The sequence below is a fragment of the Bacillus sp. FSL W8-0519 genome (genome assembly GCF_038005585.1).
Classification (GTDB): domain Bacteria; phylum Bacillota; class Bacilli; order Bacillales; family Bacillaceae_G; genus Bacillus_A; species Bacillus_A paranthracis.
In genome coordinates this window covers 3,951,849-3,972,564 of the sequence record NZ_JBBOTL010000001.1, presented here as the reverse complement: position 1 = coordinate 3,972,564, position 20,716 = coordinate 3,951,849, and the positions used below count along the sequence as shown (strand labels likewise).

At 35.9% G+C, this 20,716-nt stretch carries 19 protein-coding genes, 1 pseudogene and 1 riboswitch; of the genes and pseudogenes, 16 read left to right on the top strand and 4 right to left on the bottom strand.

Going from position 1 to position 20,716, the window contains the following annotated elements:
- Nucleotides 1–51 precede the first annotated feature (51 nt).
- Together mgtA and NST14_RS20700 are read right to left on the bottom strand one after the other, a co-directional pair.
- A complete protein-coding gene (mgtA, locus tag NST14_RS20705; RefSeq protein ID WP_229143020.1) occupies nt 52–2,757 on the bottom strand; it encodes a magnesium-translocating P-type ATPase in 2,706 nt (901 codons plus the stop codon).
- Nucleotides 2,758–3,087: 330 nt separating this feature from the next.
- Nucleotides 3,088–3,255: riboswitch (M-box (ykoK) riboswitch) on the bottom strand.
- 183 nt (nt 3,256–3,438) lie between these two features.
- Nucleotides 3,439–3,690 carry a DUF3932 family protein gene (locus NST14_RS20700; RefSeq protein ID WP_000656493.1) on the bottom strand — a complete coding sequence of 84 codons (252 nt, stop codon included), beginning with the start codon at nt 3,688–3,690 and terminating at the stop codon, nt 3,439–3,441.
- Between the two features lie 189 nt (nt 3,691–3,879).
- Between NST14_RS20700 and rnz the strand changes: the two genes are divergently transcribed.
- The 4 genes from rnz (at nt 3,880) to sdaAA (ending at nt 7,103) form a co-directional block, all read left to right on the top strand.
- Entirely contained in the window at nt 3,880–4,803 is a 924-nt protein-coding gene (gene rnz / locus NST14_RS20695) for a ribonuclease Z (RefSeq protein ID WP_000397443.1), read from the top strand.
- A gap of 560 nt (nt 4,804–5,363) precedes the next feature.
- On the top strand, nt 5,364–5,501 hold the full coding sequence (locus NST14_RS20690) for a hypothetical protein (RefSeq protein WP_154214285.1): 138 nt from the start codon (nt 5,364–5,366) through the stop codon (nt 5,499–5,501).
- 45 nt (nt 5,502–5,546) lie between these two features.
- A complete protein-coding gene (gene sdaAB / locus NST14_RS20685; protein WP_000877446.1) occupies nt 5,547–6,206 on the top strand; it encodes an L-serine ammonia-lyase, iron-sulfur-dependent subunit beta in 660 nt (219 codons plus the stop codon).
- A gap of 18 nt (nt 6,207–6,224) precedes the next feature.
- Entirely contained in the window at nt 6,225–7,103 is an 879-nt protein-coding gene (gene sdaAA, locus NST14_RS20680; protein ID WP_000489462.1) for an L-serine ammonia-lyase, iron-sulfur-dependent, subunit alpha, read from the top strand.
- Nucleotides 7,104–7,153: 50 nt separating this feature from the next.
- On the opposite strand, the gene proI is transcribed toward sdaAA, so the two are convergent.
- The gene (gene proI / locus NST14_RS20675) at nt 7,154–7,993 is read right to left on the bottom strand and encodes a pyrroline-5-carboxylate reductase ProI (RefSeq protein ID WP_000027266.1); all 840 of its coding nucleotides are present in this window, start codon (nt 7,991–7,993) and stop codon (nt 7,154–7,156) included.
- 165 nt (nt 7,994–8,158) lie between these two features.
- Here proI and NST14_RS20670 point away from each other — a divergent pair, with 165 nt between their 5' ends.
- Together NST14_RS20670 and NST14_RS20665 are read left to right on the top strand one after the other, a co-directional pair.
- Complete coding sequence (locus NST14_RS20670; RefSeq protein WP_000125145.1) at nt 8,159–9,112, top strand: MBL fold metallo-hydrolase; 954 nt, start codon at nt 8,159–8,161, stop codon at nt 9,110–9,112.
- A gap of 9 nt (nt 9,113–9,121) precedes the next feature.
- The gene (locus tag NST14_RS20665; protein ID WP_000147806.1) at nt 9,122–9,916 is read left to right on the top strand and encodes an SDR family oxidoreductase; all 795 of its coding nucleotides are present in this window, start codon (nt 9,122–9,124) and stop codon (nt 9,914–9,916) included.
- A gap of 30 nt (nt 9,917–9,946) precedes the next feature.
- Here the strand turns inward: NST14_RS20665 and NST14_RS20660 are convergent, their stop codons facing one another.
- Entirely contained in the window at nt 9,947–10,132 is a 186-nt protein-coding gene (locus NST14_RS20660; protein WP_001003229.1) for a YqzH family protein, read from the bottom strand.
- 223 nt (nt 10,133–10,355) lie between these two features.
- On the opposite strand from NST14_RS20660, the gene argC reads away from it, so the two are divergent.
- From argC to NST14_RS20610, 10 genes and pseudogenes are all read left to right on the top strand, one after another.
- On the top strand, nt 10,356–11,393 hold the full coding sequence (gene argC, locus NST14_RS20655; protein ID WP_000861266.1) for an N-acetyl-gamma-glutamyl-phosphate reductase: 1,038 nt from the start codon (nt 10,356–10,358) through the stop codon (nt 11,391–11,393).
- 10 nt (nt 11,394–11,403) lie between these two features.
- Nucleotides 11,404–12,627, top strand: a complete 1,224-nt coding sequence (gene argJ, locus NST14_RS20650; protein WP_000241356.1) for a bifunctional glutamate N-acetyltransferase/amino-acid acetyltransferase ArgJ — start codon at nt 11,404–11,406, stop codon at nt 12,625–12,627.
- Between the two features lie 11 nt (nt 12,628–12,638).
- A complete protein-coding gene (gene argB / locus NST14_RS20645) occupies nt 12,639–13,406 on the top strand; it encodes an acetylglutamate kinase (protein WP_001286785.1) in 768 nt (255 codons plus the stop codon).
- A complete protein-coding gene (argD, locus tag NST14_RS20640) occupies nt 13,403–14,563 on the top strand; it encodes an acetylornithine transaminase (protein ID WP_000623327.1) in 1,161 nt (386 codons plus the stop codon). The genes argB and argD overlap by 4 nt, the downstream gene beginning before the upstream one ends.
- Before the next feature lie 12 nt (nt 14,564–14,575).
- Nucleotides 14,576–15,526 (top strand): ornithine carbamoyltransferase, encoded by a 951-nt coding sequence (gene argF / locus NST14_RS20635; protein WP_229143019.1) that lies wholly within the window; start codon nt 14,576–14,578, stop codon nt 15,524–15,526.
- Between the two features lie 341 nt (nt 15,527–15,867).
- Nucleotides 15,868–16,801, top strand: a pseudogene (locus NST14_RS20630) (WXG100 family type VII secretion target).
- A 16-nt stretch (nt 16,802–16,817) separates the two neighbouring features.
- On the top strand, nt 16,818–17,348 hold the full coding sequence (locus NST14_RS20625) for an ankyrin repeat domain-containing protein (RefSeq protein ID WP_073540837.1): 531 nt from the start codon (nt 16,818–16,820) through the stop codon (nt 17,346–17,348).
- Nucleotides 17,345–17,665, top strand: coding sequence for an immunity protein Imm33 domain-containing protein (locus NST14_RS20620; protein ID WP_000749724.1), 321 nt, complete (start codon nt 17,345–17,347; stop codon nt 17,663–17,665). Before NST14_RS20625 ends, NST14_RS20620 begins: the two co-directional genes overlap by 4 nt.
- 454 nt (nt 17,666–18,119) lie before the next feature.
- The gene (locus NST14_RS20615) at nt 18,120–18,638 is read left to right on the top strand and encodes an SMI1/KNR4 family protein (protein ID WP_001067166.1); all 519 of its coding nucleotides are present in this window, start codon (nt 18,120–18,122) and stop codon (nt 18,636–18,638) included.
- Between the two features lie 624 nt (nt 18,639–19,262).
- Nucleotides 19,263–20,618, top strand: coding sequence for an RNA-guided endonuclease TnpB family protein (locus NST14_RS20610; RefSeq protein WP_000101508.1), 1,356 nt, complete (start codon nt 19,263–19,265; stop codon nt 20,616–20,618).
- Nucleotides 20,619–20,716 lie beyond the last annotated feature (98 nt).

The window sequence follows — 20,716 nt, the reverse complement described above, 5'->3', positions numbered from 1 at the left end:
TCCAAGTTATGTTTTTGAGAATGAGCGGGAAGCACCCGCTCATTCTCATTTTTATAACCAGCTATGAAACTTTTTAATATAAAGATTTTTCAGGAATTGTGTTAAGAAAGCATAGCCTAATAGTATCCCTACTAACCAAGGGAAATAGCTAAGTGGTAATGCTTGTAATCCAACGGCTGCTCCAAGTGGCGAGAATGGAATATAAATTCCGATTACCATAATACAAGCGGTTAATAAAAGAACCGGTACTGATGCAGCGCTTTGAATAAACGGAATCTTCTGTGTTCTTATCATGTGAACAATTAAAGTTTGTGTTAGCAATCCAACGACAAACCAACCAGATTGGAATAATGATTGTTCGCTAGCTGTATTTGCACCGAAGACGTTCCACATGACCACATAGGTGATGATATCAAATATGGAACTAATGGGACCGATGCAAATAATGAAGTTCCGTAAATTTGCAGTATCCCATTTTCTTGGTTTTTCTAAAAACTCTTTATCCATTTTGTCCCATGGGATAGACAGTTGTGAAATATCATAAAGTAAGTTTTGAATTAAAAGGTGAATGGCAAGCATCGGCAAGAAAGGAATGAAGGCACTTGCTACTAACACACTAAATACATTTCCGAAGTTAGAGCTCGCTGTCATTTTAATGTATTTCAAAATATTACCGAATGTAGTGCGTCCTTCTAAAATACCTGCTTCTAATATCATTAAACTTTTTTCAAGTAGAATAATATCGGAAGACTCTTTTGCAATATCAGTTGCAGTATCAACACATATGCCAACGTCAGCTTCCCGTAACGCTACGGCGTCGTTAATGCCATCTCCCATATAACCTACAGTGTGTCCATTTCCTTGTAATACTCGTATAATGCGGGATTTTTGCATTGGATTTAGTTTAGCAAAAACAGTTGTTTCTTCGGCTAGCTTTGCTAATGCTTTATCAGGTAAAGCATCGATTTCGTAACCAAGGATAGGCTCGCCAATATTTAATCCAACTTCTTTACATACCTTTTTTGTCACGATTTCGTTATCACCAGTTAAAATTTTTACTTGTACACCATGTTTTTGTAATGCTTGAATGGCAGTAGCGGCAGATGGTTTCGGTGGATCTAAAAAGCCAATATATCCAGCGAGAATCATATCATTTTCATCTTGTACGGCGTACTCTTTATTATTTGTTGGTCTATTTTTTTTATAAGCTACAGCAATAACGCGCATACCTTCACTATTCAAAGTTTCACTTAGTTGTTTTACATGTAAGCGCATGTCATCGGTAAGAGAAGCAATTTTGCCATCTATTTCAGTGTAGTTGCAAATAGATAAAATTTCTTCTACAGCCCCTTTACAGACCATTGTATGTTCACCTGAATTGTTTTTTATAATGACGGACATACGCCGACGAGCAAAGTCAAATGGAATTTCATCTAGCTTTTGAAAAACAGATGGATCAAATTTTTGATTTTCTTCTGTATGTTTTATAACGGCTTTATCTATTAAATTTTTCAATCCTGTTTGATAGAAGCTATTTAAATAGGCAAAGTGTAATACACGATTACATGTATTACCATTAGGATTTAAGTGCCGAACAAGTACAACTTTATCTTCTGTTAAAGTTCCTGTTTTATCGGTACAAAGAATGTTCATAGCACCTAAGTTTTGAATAGAATTCAGCTGTTTTACAATTACTTTCTGTTTAGACATGTTAACGGCACCTTTAGCTAAATTAGCAGTCACAATCATTGGTAACATTTCAGGTGTTAGACCAACTGCGATTGCAATAGCGAAGAAGAAAGCTTCTTGCCAATCCCCTTTTGTGAATCCGTTAATGAGAAGAACGATAGGTGCCATAATAAGCATGAATGTAATTAAAAGCCAGCTTACTTTGTTTACACCTTTATCAAAGCTTGTTTCTACGCGCTTACCGATTACTTTATTTGCTAAAGAGCCAAAATACGTATCGGTACTTGTGGAGATGACAACCGCTCTTGCGCTACCACTTACAATATTTGTCCCCATGAAGCAAAGATTTTCCATATCGAGTGGATTGTAATTTTTTTTCGTGCTTTTCGGTAATAGATGTTTATTTTCTGTATGGTAGCAGTTTTCGTATTTTTCTACAGGAAGTGCTTCTCCTGTTAAAGAAGATTGGTTCACAAATAAATCTTTAGCCGATAAAATACGCACATCAGCTGGAACAATGTCTCCGGCTGAAAGTGAAATAATATCGCCAGGTACAAGTTCCTCAATTGGAATTTCCGTTGTATCAGTTTGCTTTAAATTTTTTACATTTTTTGTTTCGTGTACAAATCCATCTATTCTAAAGACACTCGCCGTTGTTCGAACCATAGCCTTTAACTGATCTGCAGCTTTTTGAGAACGAAATTCTTGTAAAAAGCGAATCGTTGCACTTAGCATTACCATTACAGATACGACAATCGTTCCTTGTATGTCATCTGTGAAAAAAGAAAGTGCGCCGAGAGCTAATAAAACAAAAATAAATGGATTTTTAAATGCCAGCAGAAATTGAATGTACCACGGTGATGTTTTATTATGAGCTATTTCATTAAGGCCATATAAAGAAAGTCTACGAGACGCTTCTTCTTTAGAGAGTCCATTTTCTGTTGTTTCTAAAAGTCGTAACGCTTTGTTTGCATCCTGCGTTGCGACTTCCACTAATAATTTGTGATTTGTTTTCATACAATCTTGATCGTATGAATGTTTCGTTTCTTGTTTTTGTAAATTTAACATCGGTAGTTCCTCCTTTTTCATGAAGGAGGAAACAAGCTGTTACTCGACTATTTAAAATTAGGAGGAACAGTTTCTTTCCTACCTACATGATGAAATATTAACGTAAAACATATGGGTATCTGGGCCGAATCATCAATTGCCAACTGTTCCTCACCTCCGTACAATTTAGTAGTTTCTGAATATGCTATGTTTGTTTCATAGTAAGGTGCATATATACGTAAAAAGACCTTTACTCAAAACGAGTAAAGGTCTGAATTTGTAGTTAAAAGAGTCCACGACAAAGACTGTTAGTAAATATAGATTAAAACAGTTTTGTGTATGACAAAATATACGCACCTCTCCCTCGTTGAGTTTTAGCACTGTATAGCATAGGTACTGAAACCAGCTACGTTAAAAAAGGCCTTCATTCCGACCTTTCCTGTTGACCCATTGGCGTCTCTCGACATTTTTGGGCAGCAGCGTTTCTCTATACAGGAGCCTCACCTAACAGAGACCATATTCAATTACACGTTGAATGTTAGCACTGAAATTTTGTAGTGTCAATATATTTTTTTGAAAACTCAAATAGATTCATCTTGGCTATATAGTAGGAAATAAGAGGGGGTTTTTGGAAATAAGTTTGGAAAATAAATACCGTAATAAACATAAAAAAAGCACTGATTACAGTGCTTTTTTTATAGATTATGAGATTGTAGCATTTTCAAAAATAACAATTTCTGAACGATTTGTTGTTGAAACACGTTGTGCATAATATGTTAAAGCTGAAGAAATATATGTTGGTAACGAGTCATTTGTATGTGTTGTTGTATATTCATGGATTAATTCTTTCAAAGTCGTCCATTCTAATTGTGCTGGGTGATCAGACACGAAAGAACTTACCCAGCGATCAAATGAAGATGAAAAATCAGTTTGTAAGCGAAATGCTTCTTTCATAATAAAACGCTCCCTTAAAATGTAGTATAATCATTTTAACATAAAACACGAACGATTGCTAAGTTTTTTGAGTATAACGTTCGTGATATATAGTTGTCTAGATGATTGGTTATGTAAATTCGATTTGCCATTTGAAATAACATTCCGTAAGATGAAAGGTAGATTATATAAAGAGCTGGAGGAAAGAAAGTGGAATTTGTATTTTTAGGAACTGGTGCAGGTGTTCCTTCGAAAGGAAGGAACGTTTCAGCAATTGCTTTGCAATTGTTAGAAGAACGAGGACAGACTTGGTTATTTGATTGTGGCGAGGCGACGCAACATCAAATATTACATACATCAGTACGTCCACGCCGCATTGAAAAAATATTTATTACGCATTTACATGGTGATCATATTTTTGGATTGCCTGGTTTATTAGGAAGCCGTTCGTTCCAAGGAGGGACTACACCTTTAACAGTGTATGGACCAAAAGGAATTAAACAATTTATTGAAGTCGCATTATCAGTAAGTACGACACATGTAAAATACCCGCTTGAAATTGTTGAGATAACAGAAGAAGGTACTGTGTTTGAAGATAATGAATTTCATGTGGAAACGAAAAGATTGTCACACGGTATTGAATGTTTTGGGTATCGTATTATAGAGAAAGATATACAAGGCGCCCTTTTAGTCGATAAATTGCTGGAGATGGGCGTGAAACCAGGTCCACTCTTTAAACGTTTAAAAGATGGAGAAGTGGTTGAATTGGAAAATGGTACGATACTAAACGGAAAAGATTTTATCGGCCCACCTCAAAAGGGAAGAATTATTACCATTTTAGGTGATACGAGATATTGTGAAGCGAGTAGAGAGCTAGCACAAGACGCTGACGTACTTGTTCATGAAGCAACTTTTGCAGCAGAAGATGAACAACAAGCTTATGATTATTTTCATTCCACATCTAAGCAAGCTGCGAGTATTGCACTTCAGGCAAATGCAAAACGATTAATATTAACTCATATTAGTTCTCGTTATCAAGGGGATACATATAAGGAATTATTGAAAGAGGCAAGAGAGCTATTTTCTAATACAGAAATAGCTACAGATTTAAAATCATTTCCAGTGGACAGATAATAATGTTGTGAAAAAATGGTGACGAAAGGTTGCCATTTTTTTATTTCTAAAAAAAAATAAAAATAAAACTGTTATCATTTTATGCTTATATAGGATGAAACAGAAGGTTTTAATGATGTAAAGATATAAGATGAAACAACATAGTATCGATTGTTTAGAAAAACTGTTATATAAGTCGGACGACATACAAGTAGTACAAATAGCAAAAATGGATTGTTATTCAGAACTTTTAAAATTCATTAAAAGTAAGCGTTTTATTAAAAACAAGCTATAATGAGGACAGATTATAATTTACTGTAGGCTACATGTGTTTGAGACGTTTATCATAACAAGTGAAGTTGAATAAATTGTGAGAGGGCAACATGGAAATTATAATAGGAAGGACATTACTATTATTTGTATGAAGCCTTTTTCACTTTTTAGCTTTAAGGCATCAAAAGGTATGAAAGCAATGGGCGTTTCACTTGTTTATGCTATGCTTGTAAGGGGTTCTGTGTTAAACTTTGGATTGCTACAAGACTTTACTGTAGATTATCTTATATTATGTGTAAATGAAGGTAATGCTAAGTTTCTTATTTCATATTATAACTGGTATTATTTCAGGATATATCGCTTCACTGTTATTCAAAAACGATCCAATTCGTATAGCGGAACAAATTCGTAGTACAACTGGAAAAGCAACCGATTTGGTAGCTTAATAGAATAGTAAAAAATTTTTTCATAGAGGTTTAGGGGGAGTTATGATGAAGTATCGCTCAGTATTTGATATTATCGGTCCAGTTATGATTGGTCCATCAAGTTCACATACAGCAGGCGCAGCAAGAATGGGGCAAGTTGCTCGCCAGCTGTTTCGTCATGAACCAGAAAGAGTAAGCATTTCATTATATGGATCATTTGCAAAGACGTATCGTGGGCATGGTACAGATGTAGCGCTAATAGGTGGGATATTAGGGTTTGAAACAGATGACTTACGTATTCCAGAGGCGCTAGAGATAGCAAAAGAGCGCGAAATTGAAGTGGAATTTATTGAAGAGGATGCCAATGCACCTCACCCAAATACAGCGAGAATTCGTTTGTATAAAGGTGAAGAAGAAATTGAAGTTGTTGCTTGCTCAATTGGTGGCGGTAAAATTGAAGTTGTAGAATTAAACGGATTCGATCTTCAATTATCAGGCACGAGTCCAGCACTACTTATTGTAAATAACGATCGCTTCGGTGCTATTGCAGCAGTAGCTTCAATCCTTGCGAAACACGAGATTAACATTAGTACAATGAGTGTTTCTCGTAAGGAAAAAGGAAGAAGAGCGCTTATGGTCATCGAAACAGATGAAATATTAGCAGATGAAGTGATTGAAGAAATAAAAGCGCAACAAAATATTTGTCAAGTAACTATTATGGAATAATTGCAGGGGGGACACACCATGTTTCGGAACGCAGCGGAACTAGTGGCGCAAGCTAAAGAACAAAATGTAAAAATCGCAGAAATTATGATTCAATGTGAAATGGAAACAAGAAGTATTTCACGTGAAGAAGTAATTGCTGGTATGGAAAAGAACTTAGTCGTGATGGAGCAAGCGGTAGAACGTGGTATTCGCGGAGTGAAATCACCAACTGGTTTAACTGGTGGAGATGCTGTAAAAGTTCAGGCGTATATGAAGAGTGGAAAAGGCTTATCTGGAGATACGATTTTGGACGCAGTGAGTAAAGCTGTTGCAACAAATGAAGTAAACGCAGCGATGGGAATTATTTGTGCAACACCAACAGCAGGGTCTGCTGGAACAGTGCCAGGTGTACTATTTGCACTAAGAGAAAAATTGCAGCCTACACGTGAAGAAATGATTGAATTCTTATTTACAGCGGGAGCTTTCGGTATGGTTGTTGCGAATAACGCTTGTATTTCTGGTGCAGCGGGAGGATGCCAAGCTGAAGTTGGTTCAGCAAGTGGAATGGCAGCTGCAGCTGCAGTTGAAATGGCTGGTGGAACACAAGACCAAGCAGCTACAGCGATGGCAATTTCATTAAAGAACATGCTTGGTTTAGTATGCGATCCTGTTGCAGGACTTGTAGAAGTACCTTGCGTAAAACGTAATGCAGCAGGAGCTGCAAATGCGATGATTTCAGCTGATTTAGCATTAGCTGGTGTAACGAGTACGATTCCATGTGATGAAGTGATTGAGGCGATGTTTAGAATCGGACAAACGATGCCAGTAGCACTTCGTGAAACAGCTGAAGGTGGACTTGCAGCAACACCGACTGGTCGCCGTCTGCAAGAAGAGATTTTTGGGAAGACGAATAACTAAAAATATATGTTTATAAAAAATGGAGCTCAAGTAAGATTGAGCTCCATTTTTTATTTTTCTTTTGTTAATTGTTCTAACGTTTCCCCAAGGTTATGTGATCGTTGCGCTGCCTGTGTAATACAGGAAATAAGCGCTTGTTGAAATTTATGTTCTTGTAATACTTCAATGCCCGCTTCGGTCGTTCCACCAGGAGAGGTAATTTCCTTTCGCAAAATAGACGGGTGTTTTTCACTTGCTTTTAGCATTTCAGCAGCACCAATCATTGTTTGGAGAATAAGTGACTTTGCAACATCTTCTTTTAAACCGATTTTTTTTGCAGCTTCTTCCATCGCTTCTACTACGTAATAAATATAAGCAGGCCCGCTTCCGGATAATGCAGTGACAGCATGCATCTCTTCTTCCTCTACAACAGAGACGAGACCGATCGTTTCAAATAAAGCTATGGCAGTTTGAATATGTTCCTTTGTTGCATGTTTTGAAGATGAGATAGCAGTAGCTGATTTTAAAATAGCTGCAGATGTATTTGGCATGGCACGAATAATCGGAACGTCTTTTTGAAGTAGATTTCTAATTGAATGAGTAGAAACACCTGCTAATAACGAAATAATAAGCAGGTTATTATGTATGTCTTCTTTAAAAGGGGTAAGCGCTTCTGCAACATCTTTTGGCTTCATTGCTAGAAAAAGAATATTTGTATTAGTAAGTAGTTCTTTTTTATTATGTGTACCTTTGACACCGTATTTGTTATGTAGCTCCTGTAACCTTGTCTCATTAGAACGATTACTTACAGTAATTTGTTCGCCTTTCACAACATTTGCATGTAACAAGCCACCAATAATCGCTTCAGCAATAGAGCCCGCACCGAGAAAGGAAATGTTTTGAATAGACATGATGTTCCTCCTTTAATTTTGGTTAGAAATTCTTATAAATGTACATACATTCGTTTTTTTCTAGGAAACACCTCTTTTTATCTGAAAATAATGACAAATATATAAGGAAGTTGTAAACTGAAGAAGTATTCATTTTTGAACCGGAAAGAGACAGGGGGGCTAAGCATGACGGCGATTCACCGAATGGAGATTCCTGTGCCATTTGCAGTTGAAACTGTAAATGTGTTTTTAGTTGAGGGGGAGACATTAACATTAATTGATACAGGGACGAATACAGAGGAGGCAAGAAGTGCGTTAGAGAGTCAATTAGGTGCATTAGGATATGCGCTAGAAGATATTGAAACAGTAGTCATTACGCATCATCATGCGGATCATTGTGGGCTTTTAAATATATTTTCTGAGAAAACGAACATTATTGGACATCCTTGGAACGAGCCGTGGATTACGCAAAATCCAGAGTTTTTAAAGCGGTATCATGAGTTTTTTAGAGAGACAGCCTTGCAATTTGGTGTTCCAGCAGCGTTTTTGAAAGACGAGGCGTTATTGACGACAAGGACATTGAAATATTCTTGTAATAGATCGTTAACGCATACTGTGAGAGAGGGAGATCGTATTGATTCAATGCCTGGTTTTACAGTAATTGAAACACCAGGTCATGCTTCCACTCATATTTCATTATATAGAGAATCTGATGGAATATTAATTGGCGGGGATGCTCTCATTAGTCATATTTCTTCGAATCCAATATTAGAACCACCATATGAAGGACAAACAGAAAGGGCACGCCCATTATTACAATACAATCAAACGTTAAAGCGTTTAAGTGAAATGAATATTTCGCGCATTTTATCAGGACATGGAGAAGATGTTCTAAATGTGAAACAACTTATTGAAACGAGATTACAAAAGCAAGAAACACGTGCATTTAAAGTGCTTGAGTTATTAAAGGAAAAACCAATGACAGCATTTGAAGTATGTGTAAAACTATTTCCGGTATTATATAAGGAACAATTGCCACTTACTATTTCAGAAACGGTTGGACAATTAGACTTTTTAGCATATAATCAACAAGTGATGATTGATGAATCTTCGCAACAATTGATTTATTATGCAAAGTAGGTGACAGCAATGACGGGACGTTTACAAAATAAAGTAATCGTCATTACAGGTGCTTCTAGTGGAATTGGAGAGCAAGTTGCAATGCAAGTTGCAGAGCAGGGAGCGACTCCAGTATTAATGGCTAGAACAGAAGAGAAATTAAAAGCGCTAGCAGACAAAATTAAAGAAACTTATAATACGCCTTGCTATTATTATGTATTAGATGTAAGTGAAGAGACGGGGATAAAATCTGTTTTTTCAAAGGTATTACAAGAAGTGGGACGTATTGATATATTAGTAAACAATGCGGGATTTGGTATTTTTAAAACGTTTGAAGATGCGTCAATGGATGAAGTGAAAGATATGTTCCAAGTAAATGTATTTGGATTAGTAGCTTGTACGAAAGCAGTTCTACCTTATATGGTGAAAAGAAACGAAGGGCATATTATTAATATTGCTTCACTTGCTGGGAAAATTGCAACGCCGAAATCAAGTGCGTATGCAGCGACGAAACATGCAGTATTAGGATTTACCAATAGTTTACGCATGGAGTTATCCAGTACGAATGTTTTCGTAACAGCGATTAATCCAGGTCCGATAGATACAAACTTTTTTGAAATAGCTGATCAATCCGGTACATATGTGAAAAATATGGGACGATACATGTTAAAACCAACATATGTAGCAGAGCAAATTGTAAAATCAATGCAAACGAAAAAGCGTGAAGTAAATTTACCGAAATGGATGGGCATTGGTCCGAAACTTTATGCATTATTCCCAGGTTTATTTGAGCGTGTTGCAGGTAAAGCATTAAGTAAAAAATAGGAGATTTCCATATGGAAATCTCCTATTTTTTTATTTTCCAGTCACATAATCGTAAACGATATCCTCAACTGCCTCGTATACATCAATTTTAGTATTTGAATGAATTATTGCTTGAATATGTTTAACAAGCATTTCCTGATCCTCATTTGACATAGGACTACATTGATATTGCTGAAAACTTTTTATAATCATTTTCTCAATTAATTTTTCATTCATGTTTTCCCCGCCTGTATGTACGTATGTATTGTTTTATTGTACTTGAAGTGAAATAAAAAAACTACTATGCACTATTTTTGTATAAAAATTCGGTTGTGCATATTATTTTTCTAGTAAAATTAAGTTTTTTAAGTTTATAAAATTTATAAATATTTAATTGACTCTATAAATATACAATATTATAATCATACTTAATTTAAAGAATCGATATGAGGAGGAGCATATGAAGGTCGCGATTATTGGAGCAACTGGGTATGGAGGTATTGAATTAATTCGGTTATTAGAGCAACATCCATATTTTTCGATAGTATCTCTCCATTCTTTTTCACAAGTTGGTGAGCGTATAACAAATGTATATCCGCATTTTCAAAATGTTCTTGTTCATACGTTACAAGAAATTGATGTGGAGGAAATAGAGAAGGAAGCAGAAATTGTATTTTTAGCAACCCCAGCAGGAGTATCAGCAGAGTTAACTCCCAAATTATTAGCAGTAGGCTTAAAAGTAATTGACCTATCTGGAGACTTTCGTATGAAAGATCCTTTCATATATGAACAGTGGTATAAAAGGGCAGCTGCAAAAGAAGGAGTCCTTAGGGAAGCTGTATATGGGTTAAGTGAATGGAAAAGGTCCGAAATTCAAAAGGCAAATTTAATTGCAAATCCAGGATGTTTTGCTACAGCTGCATTATTAGCGATATTACCGTTAGTTCGTAGCGGCATAATTGAAGAAGATTCCATTATTATTGATGCGAAATCAGGAGTATCTGGAGCAGGAAAAACGCCAACAACGATGACTCACTTTCCTGAGTTATACGATAACTTGCGTATTTATAAAGTAAATGAGCATCAACACGTTCCTGAGATTGAGCAAATGCTTGCGGAGTGGAATAGGGAAACGAAGCCAATCACGTTTAGTACACATTTAATACCGATATCACGGGGGATTATGGTTACACTTTATGCGAAAGTAAAACGAGAAATGGAAATAGAACAACTTCAAAAATTATATGAAGAGACGTATGAACAATCAGCTTTTGTTCGAATTCGCATGCAAGGAGAGTTTCCAAGTCCGAAAGAAGTGAGGGGCTCAAATTATTGTGATATGGGGATAGCTTACGATGAAAGAACAGGAAGCGTGACAGTCGTTTCTGTTATAGACAATATGATGAAAGGTGCGGCTGGGCAAGCGATTCAAAATGCAAATATAATAGCGGGACTAGAAGAAACAACAGGTTTACAATATATGCCGCTTTATTTATAAGGGGGACATGATGGTTAAAGTAGCGTCTATTACAAAATTAGAAAATGGTTCGATTGTAACACCAAAAGGTTTCTCGGCAATTGGCACTGCAATTGGTTTGAAAAAGGAGAAGAAGGATTTAGGGGCAATCATTTGTGATGTACCGGCATCATGTGCTGCTGTTTATACAACAAATCAAATACAAGCAGCCCCCTTGCAAGTAACGAAGGATAGTATAACGACTGAGGGGAAATTACAAGCTATTATCGTCAATAGTGGAAATGCAAATGCTTGTACAGGGATGAAAGGATTACAAGATGCATACGAGATGCGTGCATTAGGGGCGGAACATTTTGGAGTGAAAGAAAATTATGTTGCAGTAGCTTCAACAGGTGTAATTGGTGTTCCGTTGCCGATGGATATAATCCGAAAGGGAATTGCAACTCTTATCCCGGCGAAGGAAGAAAATGAAGCTCATTCTTTTTCTGAAGCAATCTTAACGACGGATCTTATAACGAAAGAAACTTGCTATGAGATGATGATTGATGGAAAGAAAGTGATGATTGCTGGTGTTGCGAAAGGTTCAGGGATGATTCATCCAAATATGGCAACGATGCTAAGTTTTATTACGACAGACGCTCATATAGAGCATGACGTATTGCAAACCGCATTATCACAAATAACGAATCATACATTTAATCAAATTACGGTGGATGGCGATACTTCTACGAATGATATGGTCATCGCTATGGCAAGTGGATTATCAGAAACGAAACCAATCGATATGGAACATGCAGATTGGGAAACTTTCATATTTGCCTTACAGAAGGTATGTGAAGATTTAGCAAAAAAAATTGCACAAGATGGTGAAGGCGCTACGAAGTTAATAGAAGTAAATGTGCTAGGAGCTCAAACGAATGAAGAGGCAAAGAAAATCGCAAAACAAATAGTCGGTTCGAGTCTTGTGAAAACAGCAATACATGGTGAAGACCCAAACTGGGGGCGAATTATTAGCAGCATTGGACAAAGTGAAGTAGCGATTAATCCAAATACAATTGATATTACTCTTCAATCTATCGTTGTGCTGAAAAATAGTGAACCTCAAATGTTTTCTGAAGAGGAAATGAAAGAGAGATTACAAGAAGATGAAATAGTCATTGATGTGTATTTACATTTAGGTGAAGAGACCGGATCAGCTTGGGGCTGTGACTTAAGTTATGAATATGTGAAAATAAACGCTTGTTATCGTACATAAGGAGAGGGAAGATGAGCGATTATATTGTAGTGAAATGCGGCGGTAGTATGTTGGATCAATTAAATGATGTGTTTTTTGATTGCATAAAGAAATTACAACAGAAGTATAAAGTAGTGATTGTTCATGGTGGTGGCCCAGAAATTGATGCCCAATTAAAAGATTGTAACATCAACGTAGAAAAAAGAGATGGATTACGGGTAACACCAAAAGAAGTTATGGATGTTGTTCAAATGGTGTTATGTGGAAGTACGAATAAAAAACTCGTAATGAATTTACAAAAGCATAATTTACGAGCGGTAGGTTGTTCAGGATGTGACGGCAATCTACTTCAAGTTCAACCTGTCAGTGAGGAGATAGGATATGTGGGAGAAGTAAGGTATGTCGAAACGGCCTTACTAAAAGGATTAATAAATATGAATTATATTCCTGTTATTGCTCCGGTCGGCATAAATGATAATGAGATTTATAACATAAATGCGGATACCGCTGCAGCTGGGATTGCGGCCGCATTATCTGCAAAAGAACTCATTTTTATTACAGATGTAGATGGGGTATTGCATGAAGGAAAGTTAGTAAAGAAAACCGACGAATTTGAGATTGTTAATTTTATAGAAAACGGTGTTATTACCGGTGGGATGATTCCGAAAGTACAGGCAGCACTAGCATCATTAAAAATGGGAGTGCAAAAGGTTAGTATCGTAAATGGGATGAAGGATTTTACCGAGGTTACAGGTGAGTGTATCGGAACGACGGTAACGAGGGGCGTGAGTATTGCATGATAAGTCATCTTTTTCAAACGTATGGGAGAAGAAAGATTGAGTTTGTAAAGGGAAAAGGAACGAAAGTCATTGATAATAACAGTAAGCAATATTTAGATTTTACATCAGGAATTGGTGTATGTAATTTAGGACATTGTCATCCTACTGTTATGAAAGCTGTACAAGAGCAACTGCATGAAATATGGCATATATCTAACCTGTTTACAAACAGCTTACAAGAAGAAGTCGCGTCATTATTAACAGAAAACATAGCATTAGATTATGTGTTCTTCTGTAATAGCGGGGCAGAGGCGAATGAAGCTGCTTTGAAGCTAGCCCGTAAGCATACTGAAAAATCTCTCGTCGTAACATGCGAGCAATCTTTTCACGGTAGAACATTCGGAACGATGAGTGCGACGGGACAAAATAAAGTGAAAGAAGGATTTGGTCCGCTCCTTCCCTCTTTTTTACATACGCCTTTTAACGATATAAAGGCATTAGAGGAAGTAATGAATGAAGAAGTTGCGGCAGTAATGATAGAAGTTGTTCAAGGAGAGGGAGGAGTCATACCTGCTGATCTATCTTTTTTGAAAGCGATTGAAGCATTATGTAAGAAGTTCGGGTCCTTATTTATTATAGACGAAGTCCAAACAGGAATCGGAAGAACAGGGACATTATTTGCTTACGAACAAATGGGAATAACGCCTCATATCGTTACTACTGCTAAGGCGCTTGGAAATGGCATTCCAGTTGGAGCAATGATTGGCCGGAAAGAACTTGGAATATCGTTTCCTGCAGGGTCACATGGTTCAACGTTTGGGGGAAATTATATTGCAATGGCTGCGGCGAAAGAAGTATTGCAAATAATTAAAAGACCATCGTTTTTAAAAGAAGTAAAGGAAAAGGGCGAGTACGTATTACAGAAGTTGCAAGAGGAATTACGACATGTCGAATGTATTCAAAATATACGTGGTAAGGGGCTTATGGTTGGAATTGAATGTACGCATGAAGTTGCAAGTTTTATAGAACAACTAGAAAAACAGGGACTTCTCGTATTACAAGCAGGACCTAATGTTATAAGACTATTACCGCCACTTATTGTAACGAATGAAGAACTAGAACAGGCAGTATATATGATAAAAAAAGTAGTTTGTACAAAAAACGTATCAATCATATAAGGGGGAATTTTCATGTCAACTGTACAAGTACCGAAATTAAATACGAAAGACCTTTTAACATTAGAAGAACTAACGCAAGAAGAAATTATTTCTTTAATTGAGTTCGCAATATATTTAAAAAAGAATAAGCAAGAGCCTTTACTGCAAGGCAAAATATTAGGTCTTATCTTTGATAAACATTCAACTCGTACTCGTGTATCTTTTGAAGCAGGAATGGTACAGCTTGGGGGACATGGTATGTTTTTAAGTGGAAAAGAGATGCAAATGGGAAGAGGAGAAACTGTTTCAGATACTGCGAAAGTATTATCGCAGTATATTGACGGGATTATGATACGTACATTCTCACATGCGGATGTAGAAGAGCTTGCAAAAGAATCGAGCATACCTGTTATTAATGGATTAACGGATGACCATCATCCTTGTCAAGCATTGGCAGACTTAATGACAATATACGAAGAAACAAATACATTTAAAGGAATAAAATTGGCTTACGTAGGTGATGGAAATAATGTATGTCATTCATTGTTGTTAGCGAGTGCAAAAGTTGGAATGCATATGACTGTTGCAACGCCTATAGGGTATGAACCGAATGAAGAGATTGTAAAAAAAGCGTTAGCGATTGCCAAGGAAACAGGAGCTGAAATTGAAATTTTACATAACCCTGAATTAGCGGTGAATGAAGCAGATTTCATTTATACTGACGTTTGGATGAGCATGGGGCAAGAGGGCGAAGAAGAGAAATATACGTTGTTTCAACCATACCAAATTAATAACGAACTTGTTAAGCATGCGAAGCAAACATATCGCTTCTTACACTGTTTACCTGCCCATCGTGAAGAAGAAGTAACAGGCGAGATTATAGATGGATCACAGTCTATCGTATTTGAGCAAGCTGGTAATCGATTGCATGCGCAAAAAGCATTATTAGTAAGTTTATTTAAAAATGTAGAAGAGCTTTCCTAAAGGATGTATACCCCAGTTGCTAGATACGAATAAAAACTGGGGTGTTTTTTATGGTTAAATTCTTTTTAGAAGAGAAAGTAAATACGGTAAAAAGATATTACTTTGAGTATATACTGAATGTACTTAATTACATGGATAGAGGGAGGATATCTATTAGAGAAACAGCTACTAAATTTTTCATTTGTGCCTAGTTTACCAGGAAGGCCTTTTACTTCACATACACTTCGTTTGCCGTTAAGCAGGTTTTATGTAACATGAAGATTTTTAAATATTCTGAAATTTCTATATTTACATTTTTTTCTTTTTGTCTCATAATTTTAATGGGGAGAGGGAGGGAAAAAATGGTTCAAATTAAAGTAACACCTGAAATGCTAGAAGAAGTTGCGAATCGTGCAAGTAATACCCGAATCGCATTAGAATCTATACATAATAATTTATGTAATGAAATAGATCAGTTGTGTTTTCAGTGGATTGGTGCCTCTAATCAACAGTTCATTCAACTGTTCAATGATGCGAGACCAAAAGCTTTTGCATCTATTCATTCACTTGTAAAAGTAGAGGAAGATTTGAAAAGAATTGCTGAAAAATTCCGCAATACAGATAATCAAAATGTTACAATGGAACAAGGAGCGATGTGTGGACCACTATCGTCAGAAAAAGAGGATTTTGATGGTGAAAAACTTGCTAGGGATATAGTAGGTGAAATAAGTGGTGAGTATGATATTCGTCGTGCTTGGGATGGGATTGATCCATCTACTGGCGAAAAACTATCTACTTTGGATAGAGTATTTGCTGGAGGAATGGCAGTAGCAGGGCTTACACCCTTTGGAAAGATAGCTAAAGTAGGTAAAGGAGTTAAAATGAGCTAAGGCTGCTGAGGCTGTGAATAAAGCTAAAAAAGTACCTGTGGAGAAAGTCAATGGAGTTAAGGATACTGTAAAAGCTACAGAGGATAGTATCGTTACTAAAAAACCATATAGTAAAAGCAGGCCTAGTTATGGAAAAGGTCAGGTTGAAGAAGTGTGGGAAAATGCGAAAGATTCTATCGATGGGAAAGTTTATGATCCATCAGGTGTAGAAATAATTTGGGATAAATCTAAAACAAGAAGTGGTCAATGGGATATGGGGCATATACCAGGAGAGAAATATTCTGATATGCATGAATTGTATATGAATGAGATTATTACAAAAGAAGAGTTCTTAAAGTGGTATAGAAACCCTGAAAACTATCGACCGGAATTGCCAAGTACTAACCGAAGTCATAAGTATGAATGAGAGGGTGATAGTATAAATGGATATTAATAAAGCTGATTATGGGACTATTATAAAATTCGGGAATCTTAAATTATTTTTAGAGAAGCTAAAAATTGAGGGAAACTGTATTGAAGAGATTGTAGATTCAATTGATAAAAATGGTATTAGTTTACTTGAAAAATCATTAATTAGTAGAAAGTTTGATATAGCAAACTTTCTATTGGATAATGGTGCAAAGGTTAATATAATTTCTAATGATGGCTGTAATGAGTTTCACTATTTAGCAGCAAATATTAATTGTCAAGGTGCGGTTGAAGTAGCTTGTAGGCTGGTTGATATGGGGGTAGATTTGAATTTAAAAGATAAAAAATTTGGTAATTCTGCAATATGGTCTTTATGTCAAGAAGTATTAAAAAAAAGAACAAAGGAGGGAAATGATTTAATAGTAAAATGTTTGGGAAAACGACCGAATATTAATGATGAAAATAAATATGGATATTCATTAAGAGATTTAATTGAAGAACGTGGAACAGATGATATGAAAAAAGTTTTGGAGATGATTGTTTGAAAAAGAGTAGTGGATTAGGTGGTAGCGTTGTATCTAAGAATATTTTACAAAATAAAGGGAATGTGAAATGGTGTATTAAAGAACAACCAGTTAATGCTATCGATAATGGATGGAGATTTTTGTCGGAAATAGATACAGATGAATATCTTGCTGATGCATCAAATATGTCAGTTTGTGATTGGGGAACTATTATTGAAATAGAACCAGCGGTAATGAATATTTTTAATATGCCAATTGGCACAGATATTACTTTACTAAATGAAAATAATAAAAAGTATTTTGTTTATACTGATTCGGGAGAAAAAGTAGATTTTTAAGAAGGTATTTTAGTGATTAGTACAGCTATATATCTACTAGCATAAAACTTTATGCATATAAGTATATATTTTAAGAAAATAAAAGAATCAATAATCTATACTATGGAATTGGGTAAAATTCTATTGAAACCTTGATTGGCTATATGTCTTTCAAGGTTTTTTAGTAATCTAAAAAGTTTCACATAAAAACTTATGATTTTAAATTAATATTCAAATATGACGACAATGCATTGGGAAATATGTATTTCAAGGTGTTGCATAAGAATTACCTCCCCCCATTAGTCGATAGTTGGTATATTATTAAAAAACTCTAAACTTATTAAGTAAGAGAGGATAACGAATTAAATGATTAAGCCTTTATATGCAGAAAATATTATAGTGGGTGTAGAATATAAAAATATGTTCAATTGGTTATAAACCTACAAAATTTAAGTTTGTAGAGGAGGAGTAGACGATGAATAATTGGAAAGATAAGATAGCTACAATGATTTTAGTGAAGCAGGAGCTAATGAAACAAGATGTAGAAAAAATATGGCCAAACCATTTTCCGGAGGTGGGAGCAAATGAAAAATCTATTCGCATTATTGAACAAGAATTGGGATATAAACTTGATTTAATGTATAGAGAATTTCTTCAATATGCCAATGGATGGGCAGGTTTTTATCAAACGGTGGATTTATTTGGTACGGAGCAATTAAAGGAATCAGCTATAATGGATTATGCTCAGGTACTATTAGAAGCTATAGATGATGTTGTTTTAGAAGAAAGCGGTGTTTTAAGGCCGGAGCTATTACCAATAGCAGTTTCGGAATTTGATAGGGATTTATTTGTTTTATGTTTACCTAATTCTTCTAGACCAGGAGAGATAATTTGGTTTGCGGGTGAAGAAATAGATAGATTTGAGAATTTTGACGAGTACTTTTTAGCAATGATCGACTATAATAGAGAAGAGATATTAGCTTTAAAGGGGTAGTTTATACAGTCATGTTTTTTAAGTGTCTGTTACTGTACAGCTATAAAAACATAAATACTAATACAGCTAAAGCAAAATATATTTGAAGTGAACAGAAAAGAAAATGGATATTAATTGTTAAGATATACAAGTTTTAAGGTTAAGATAAAATCTAGTGCAACTTAAAAACAATATGAACTGAAAGTACTTGATTGTCGATTAAAGGCAACAAGTGCTTTTTTCGTCTTGATATAAAAATAAATGAAATGGGACAAACATTAGGAGAATAAATAAGAACAAAGCTGCTCAACTTGAACTGTACCGCAATTGTTAGACACGAATAACAATTTGAGGTGCACTTTTTTATCTCTTCCGGCAAGAAGACTCCATCTGATTTGTGTTACGGGTGAAACCCAATAATTCAGGTGGAGATGAATTGCCGTCAGTAGGTAGGCTGAACGCTTTTGTTTCGTTCATAACAATTTTTGAGGGCGAATGTTTGTTTCTTTTTGTCCTACAATATTATGTAGATAAGAAGGGAATAGATTGTAAGGCAACGAAATTAGATAATGATTATCATTCAGCTACTTAAGCCAAAAGTAATGAATACGCTTAATGAACTTTCTAAGAAAGGTGGTGAAAACAATGGCTAGAAAGAAGGTAGTGAAAGTATTACGGAAACAAAAGAAAAGAGAAACCATGCAACGGTTCACGCAGAAACAGAATATCGGACGAGCTTGCCTTACTGCAAAAGAATTTCGTTTACTTCAGCGCATGGCGCATAGTTCAAAAGCACTGCGAAATGTTGGGTTGTACACGATAAAACAAAGTTATTTGAACGATAATAAAATGGCTACTGTAAAAGAAGTGGACAATGCCATGCAGGCTGATATGAACTACTCGGGCGTTCAATCAAACTCTGTTCAAGCGATTCGTAGAGCCTTATTTACAGAAATGAAGAGCTTTTTTAAAGCGTTGGAACAGTGGAAGAAACATCCTGATAAGTTCACAGGTCGTCCGAAGTTTCCGAATTATTCTCGTTCCACTGACAAACGAATCATTGAAATCTATCAAGTGCCAAAAGTGGATGAGAACGGATATTGGATGGTTCCGATGAATGTTGCATTTAGAAAAAAATTCGGTTCCATTAAAATACGTATGCCAAAAAACTTAAGAAATAAAAACATCTCCTACATTGAGATTGTACCAAAGCAAAAAGGTCGGTTCTTTGAGGTGCATTATACATATGAAATGCACGTCTCTCAAGTGAAGAAACAACCCACGACTACGAGTAACGCTTTGAGTTGCGATTTAGGTGTAGATAGATTAGTAAGTTGCGTAACCAATACAGGTTATGCCTTCTTAATTGATGGAAAAAAACTAAAATCCATTAACCAGTACTTCAACAAAACGATACGTAATCTACAACTGAAAAATATGGAAAACGGGCTTTCTAAACGTCTTGTAACGAATAAAATTGCTGCACTTTGGCATAAACGAGAAAGACAAATAAACGGTTACATTGCACAAACAGTAGGCCTATTGTTCAAAAAAGTGAAAGAATTCGATATAGATACGATTGTTGTAGGGTATAACGCTGGTTGGAAACAAAAATCTCATATGGGGAAAAAGAATAATCAAACATTTGTGCAAATCCCATTTGAGAAATTGATGGCAGCAATTGAGAATAAATGCATAAAAGAAGGCATCCGCTTTTTCAAACAAGAAGAAAGCTATACTTCAAAAGCTAGTTTTCTTGATAAGGATCCGGTTCCAGTTTGGTCTAAGGATGATAAGACGCAGTATCGCTTTAGTGGCAAACGAATTACGCGTGGTTTGTACCAAAGTAAAGCAGGAACATGTATCCATGCTGATATTAATGGTGCGCTGAATACATTGAAAAAATCAAAAATTGTAGAACTGGATGACAATCTGAAAGTGAAAACGCCGATTCTATTAGAAGTGCAAAAACGTAAGGCTATTGCTTCGCGCATAGCCTAGTGGGTGCGTCAACCATCCATGTGTACGCGACTTGTCGGGGCTTGTAGCACACGCTGGATTCATCCCAGTGGTGGCTTCTTCCATAAGGGAGAACGGCT

Coding starts and splice junctions, on each gene's coding strand:
- NST14_RS20625 (WP_073540837.1), top strand. CDS start 16,818: ATGGATATTAATAAAGCTGATTATGGGACTATTATAAAATTCGGGAAT.
- NST14_RS20660 (WP_001003229.1), bottom strand. CDS start 10,132: ATGAATGAAAAATTAATTGAGAAAATGATTATAAAAAGTTTTCAGCAA.
- NST14_RS20665 (WP_000147806.1), top strand. CDS start 9,122: ATGACGGGACGTTTACAAAATAAAGTAATCGTCATTACAGGTGCTTCT.
- NST14_RS20610 (WP_000101508.1), top strand. CDS start 19,263: ATGGCTAGAAAGAAGGTAGTGAAAGTATTACGGAAACAAAAGAAAAGA.
- argD (WP_000623327.1), top strand. CDS start 13,403: ATGATAAGTCATCTTTTTCAAACGTATGGGAGAAGAAAGATTGAGTTT.
- proI (WP_000027266.1), bottom strand. CDS start 7,993: ATGTCTATTCAAAACATTTCCTTTCTCGGTGCGGGCTCTATTGCTGAA.
- argB (WP_001286785.1), top strand. CDS start 12,639: ATGAGCGATTATATTGTAGTGAAATGCGGCGGTAGTATGTTGGATCAA.
- argC (WP_000861266.1), top strand. CDS start 10,356: ATGAAGGTCGCGATTATTGGAGCAACTGGGTATGGAGGTATTGAATTA.
- sdaAA (WP_000489462.1), top strand. CDS start 6,225: ATGTTTCGGAACGCAGCGGAACTAGTGGCGCAAGCTAAAGAACAAAAT.
- NST14_RS20615 (WP_001067166.1), top strand. CDS start 18,120: ATGAATAATTGGAAAGATAAGATAGCTACAATGATTTTAGTGAAGCAG.
- sdaAB (WP_000877446.1), top strand. CDS start 5,547: ATGAAGTATCGCTCAGTATTTGATATTATCGGTCCAGTTATGATTGGT.
- NST14_RS20670 (WP_000125145.1), top strand. CDS start 8,159: ATGACGGCGATTCACCGAATGGAGATTCCTGTGCCATTTGCAGTTGAA.
- argJ (WP_000241356.1), top strand. CDS start 11,404: ATGGTTAAAGTAGCGTCTATTACAAAATTAGAAAATGGTTCGATTGTA.
- NST14_RS20700 (WP_000656493.1), bottom strand. CDS start 3,690: ATGAAAGAAGCATTTCGCTTACAAACTGATTTTTCATCTTCATTTGAT.
- NST14_RS20690 (WP_154214285.1), top strand. CDS start 5,364: ATGCTAAGTTTCTTATTTCATATTATAACTGGTATTATTTCAGGATAT.
- argF (WP_229143019.1), top strand. CDS start 14,576: ATGTCAACTGTACAAGTACCGAAATTAAATACGAAAGACCTTTTAACA.
- mgtA (WP_229143020.1), bottom strand. CDS start 2,757: ATGTTAAATTTACAAAAACAAGAAACGAAACATTCATACGATCAAGAT.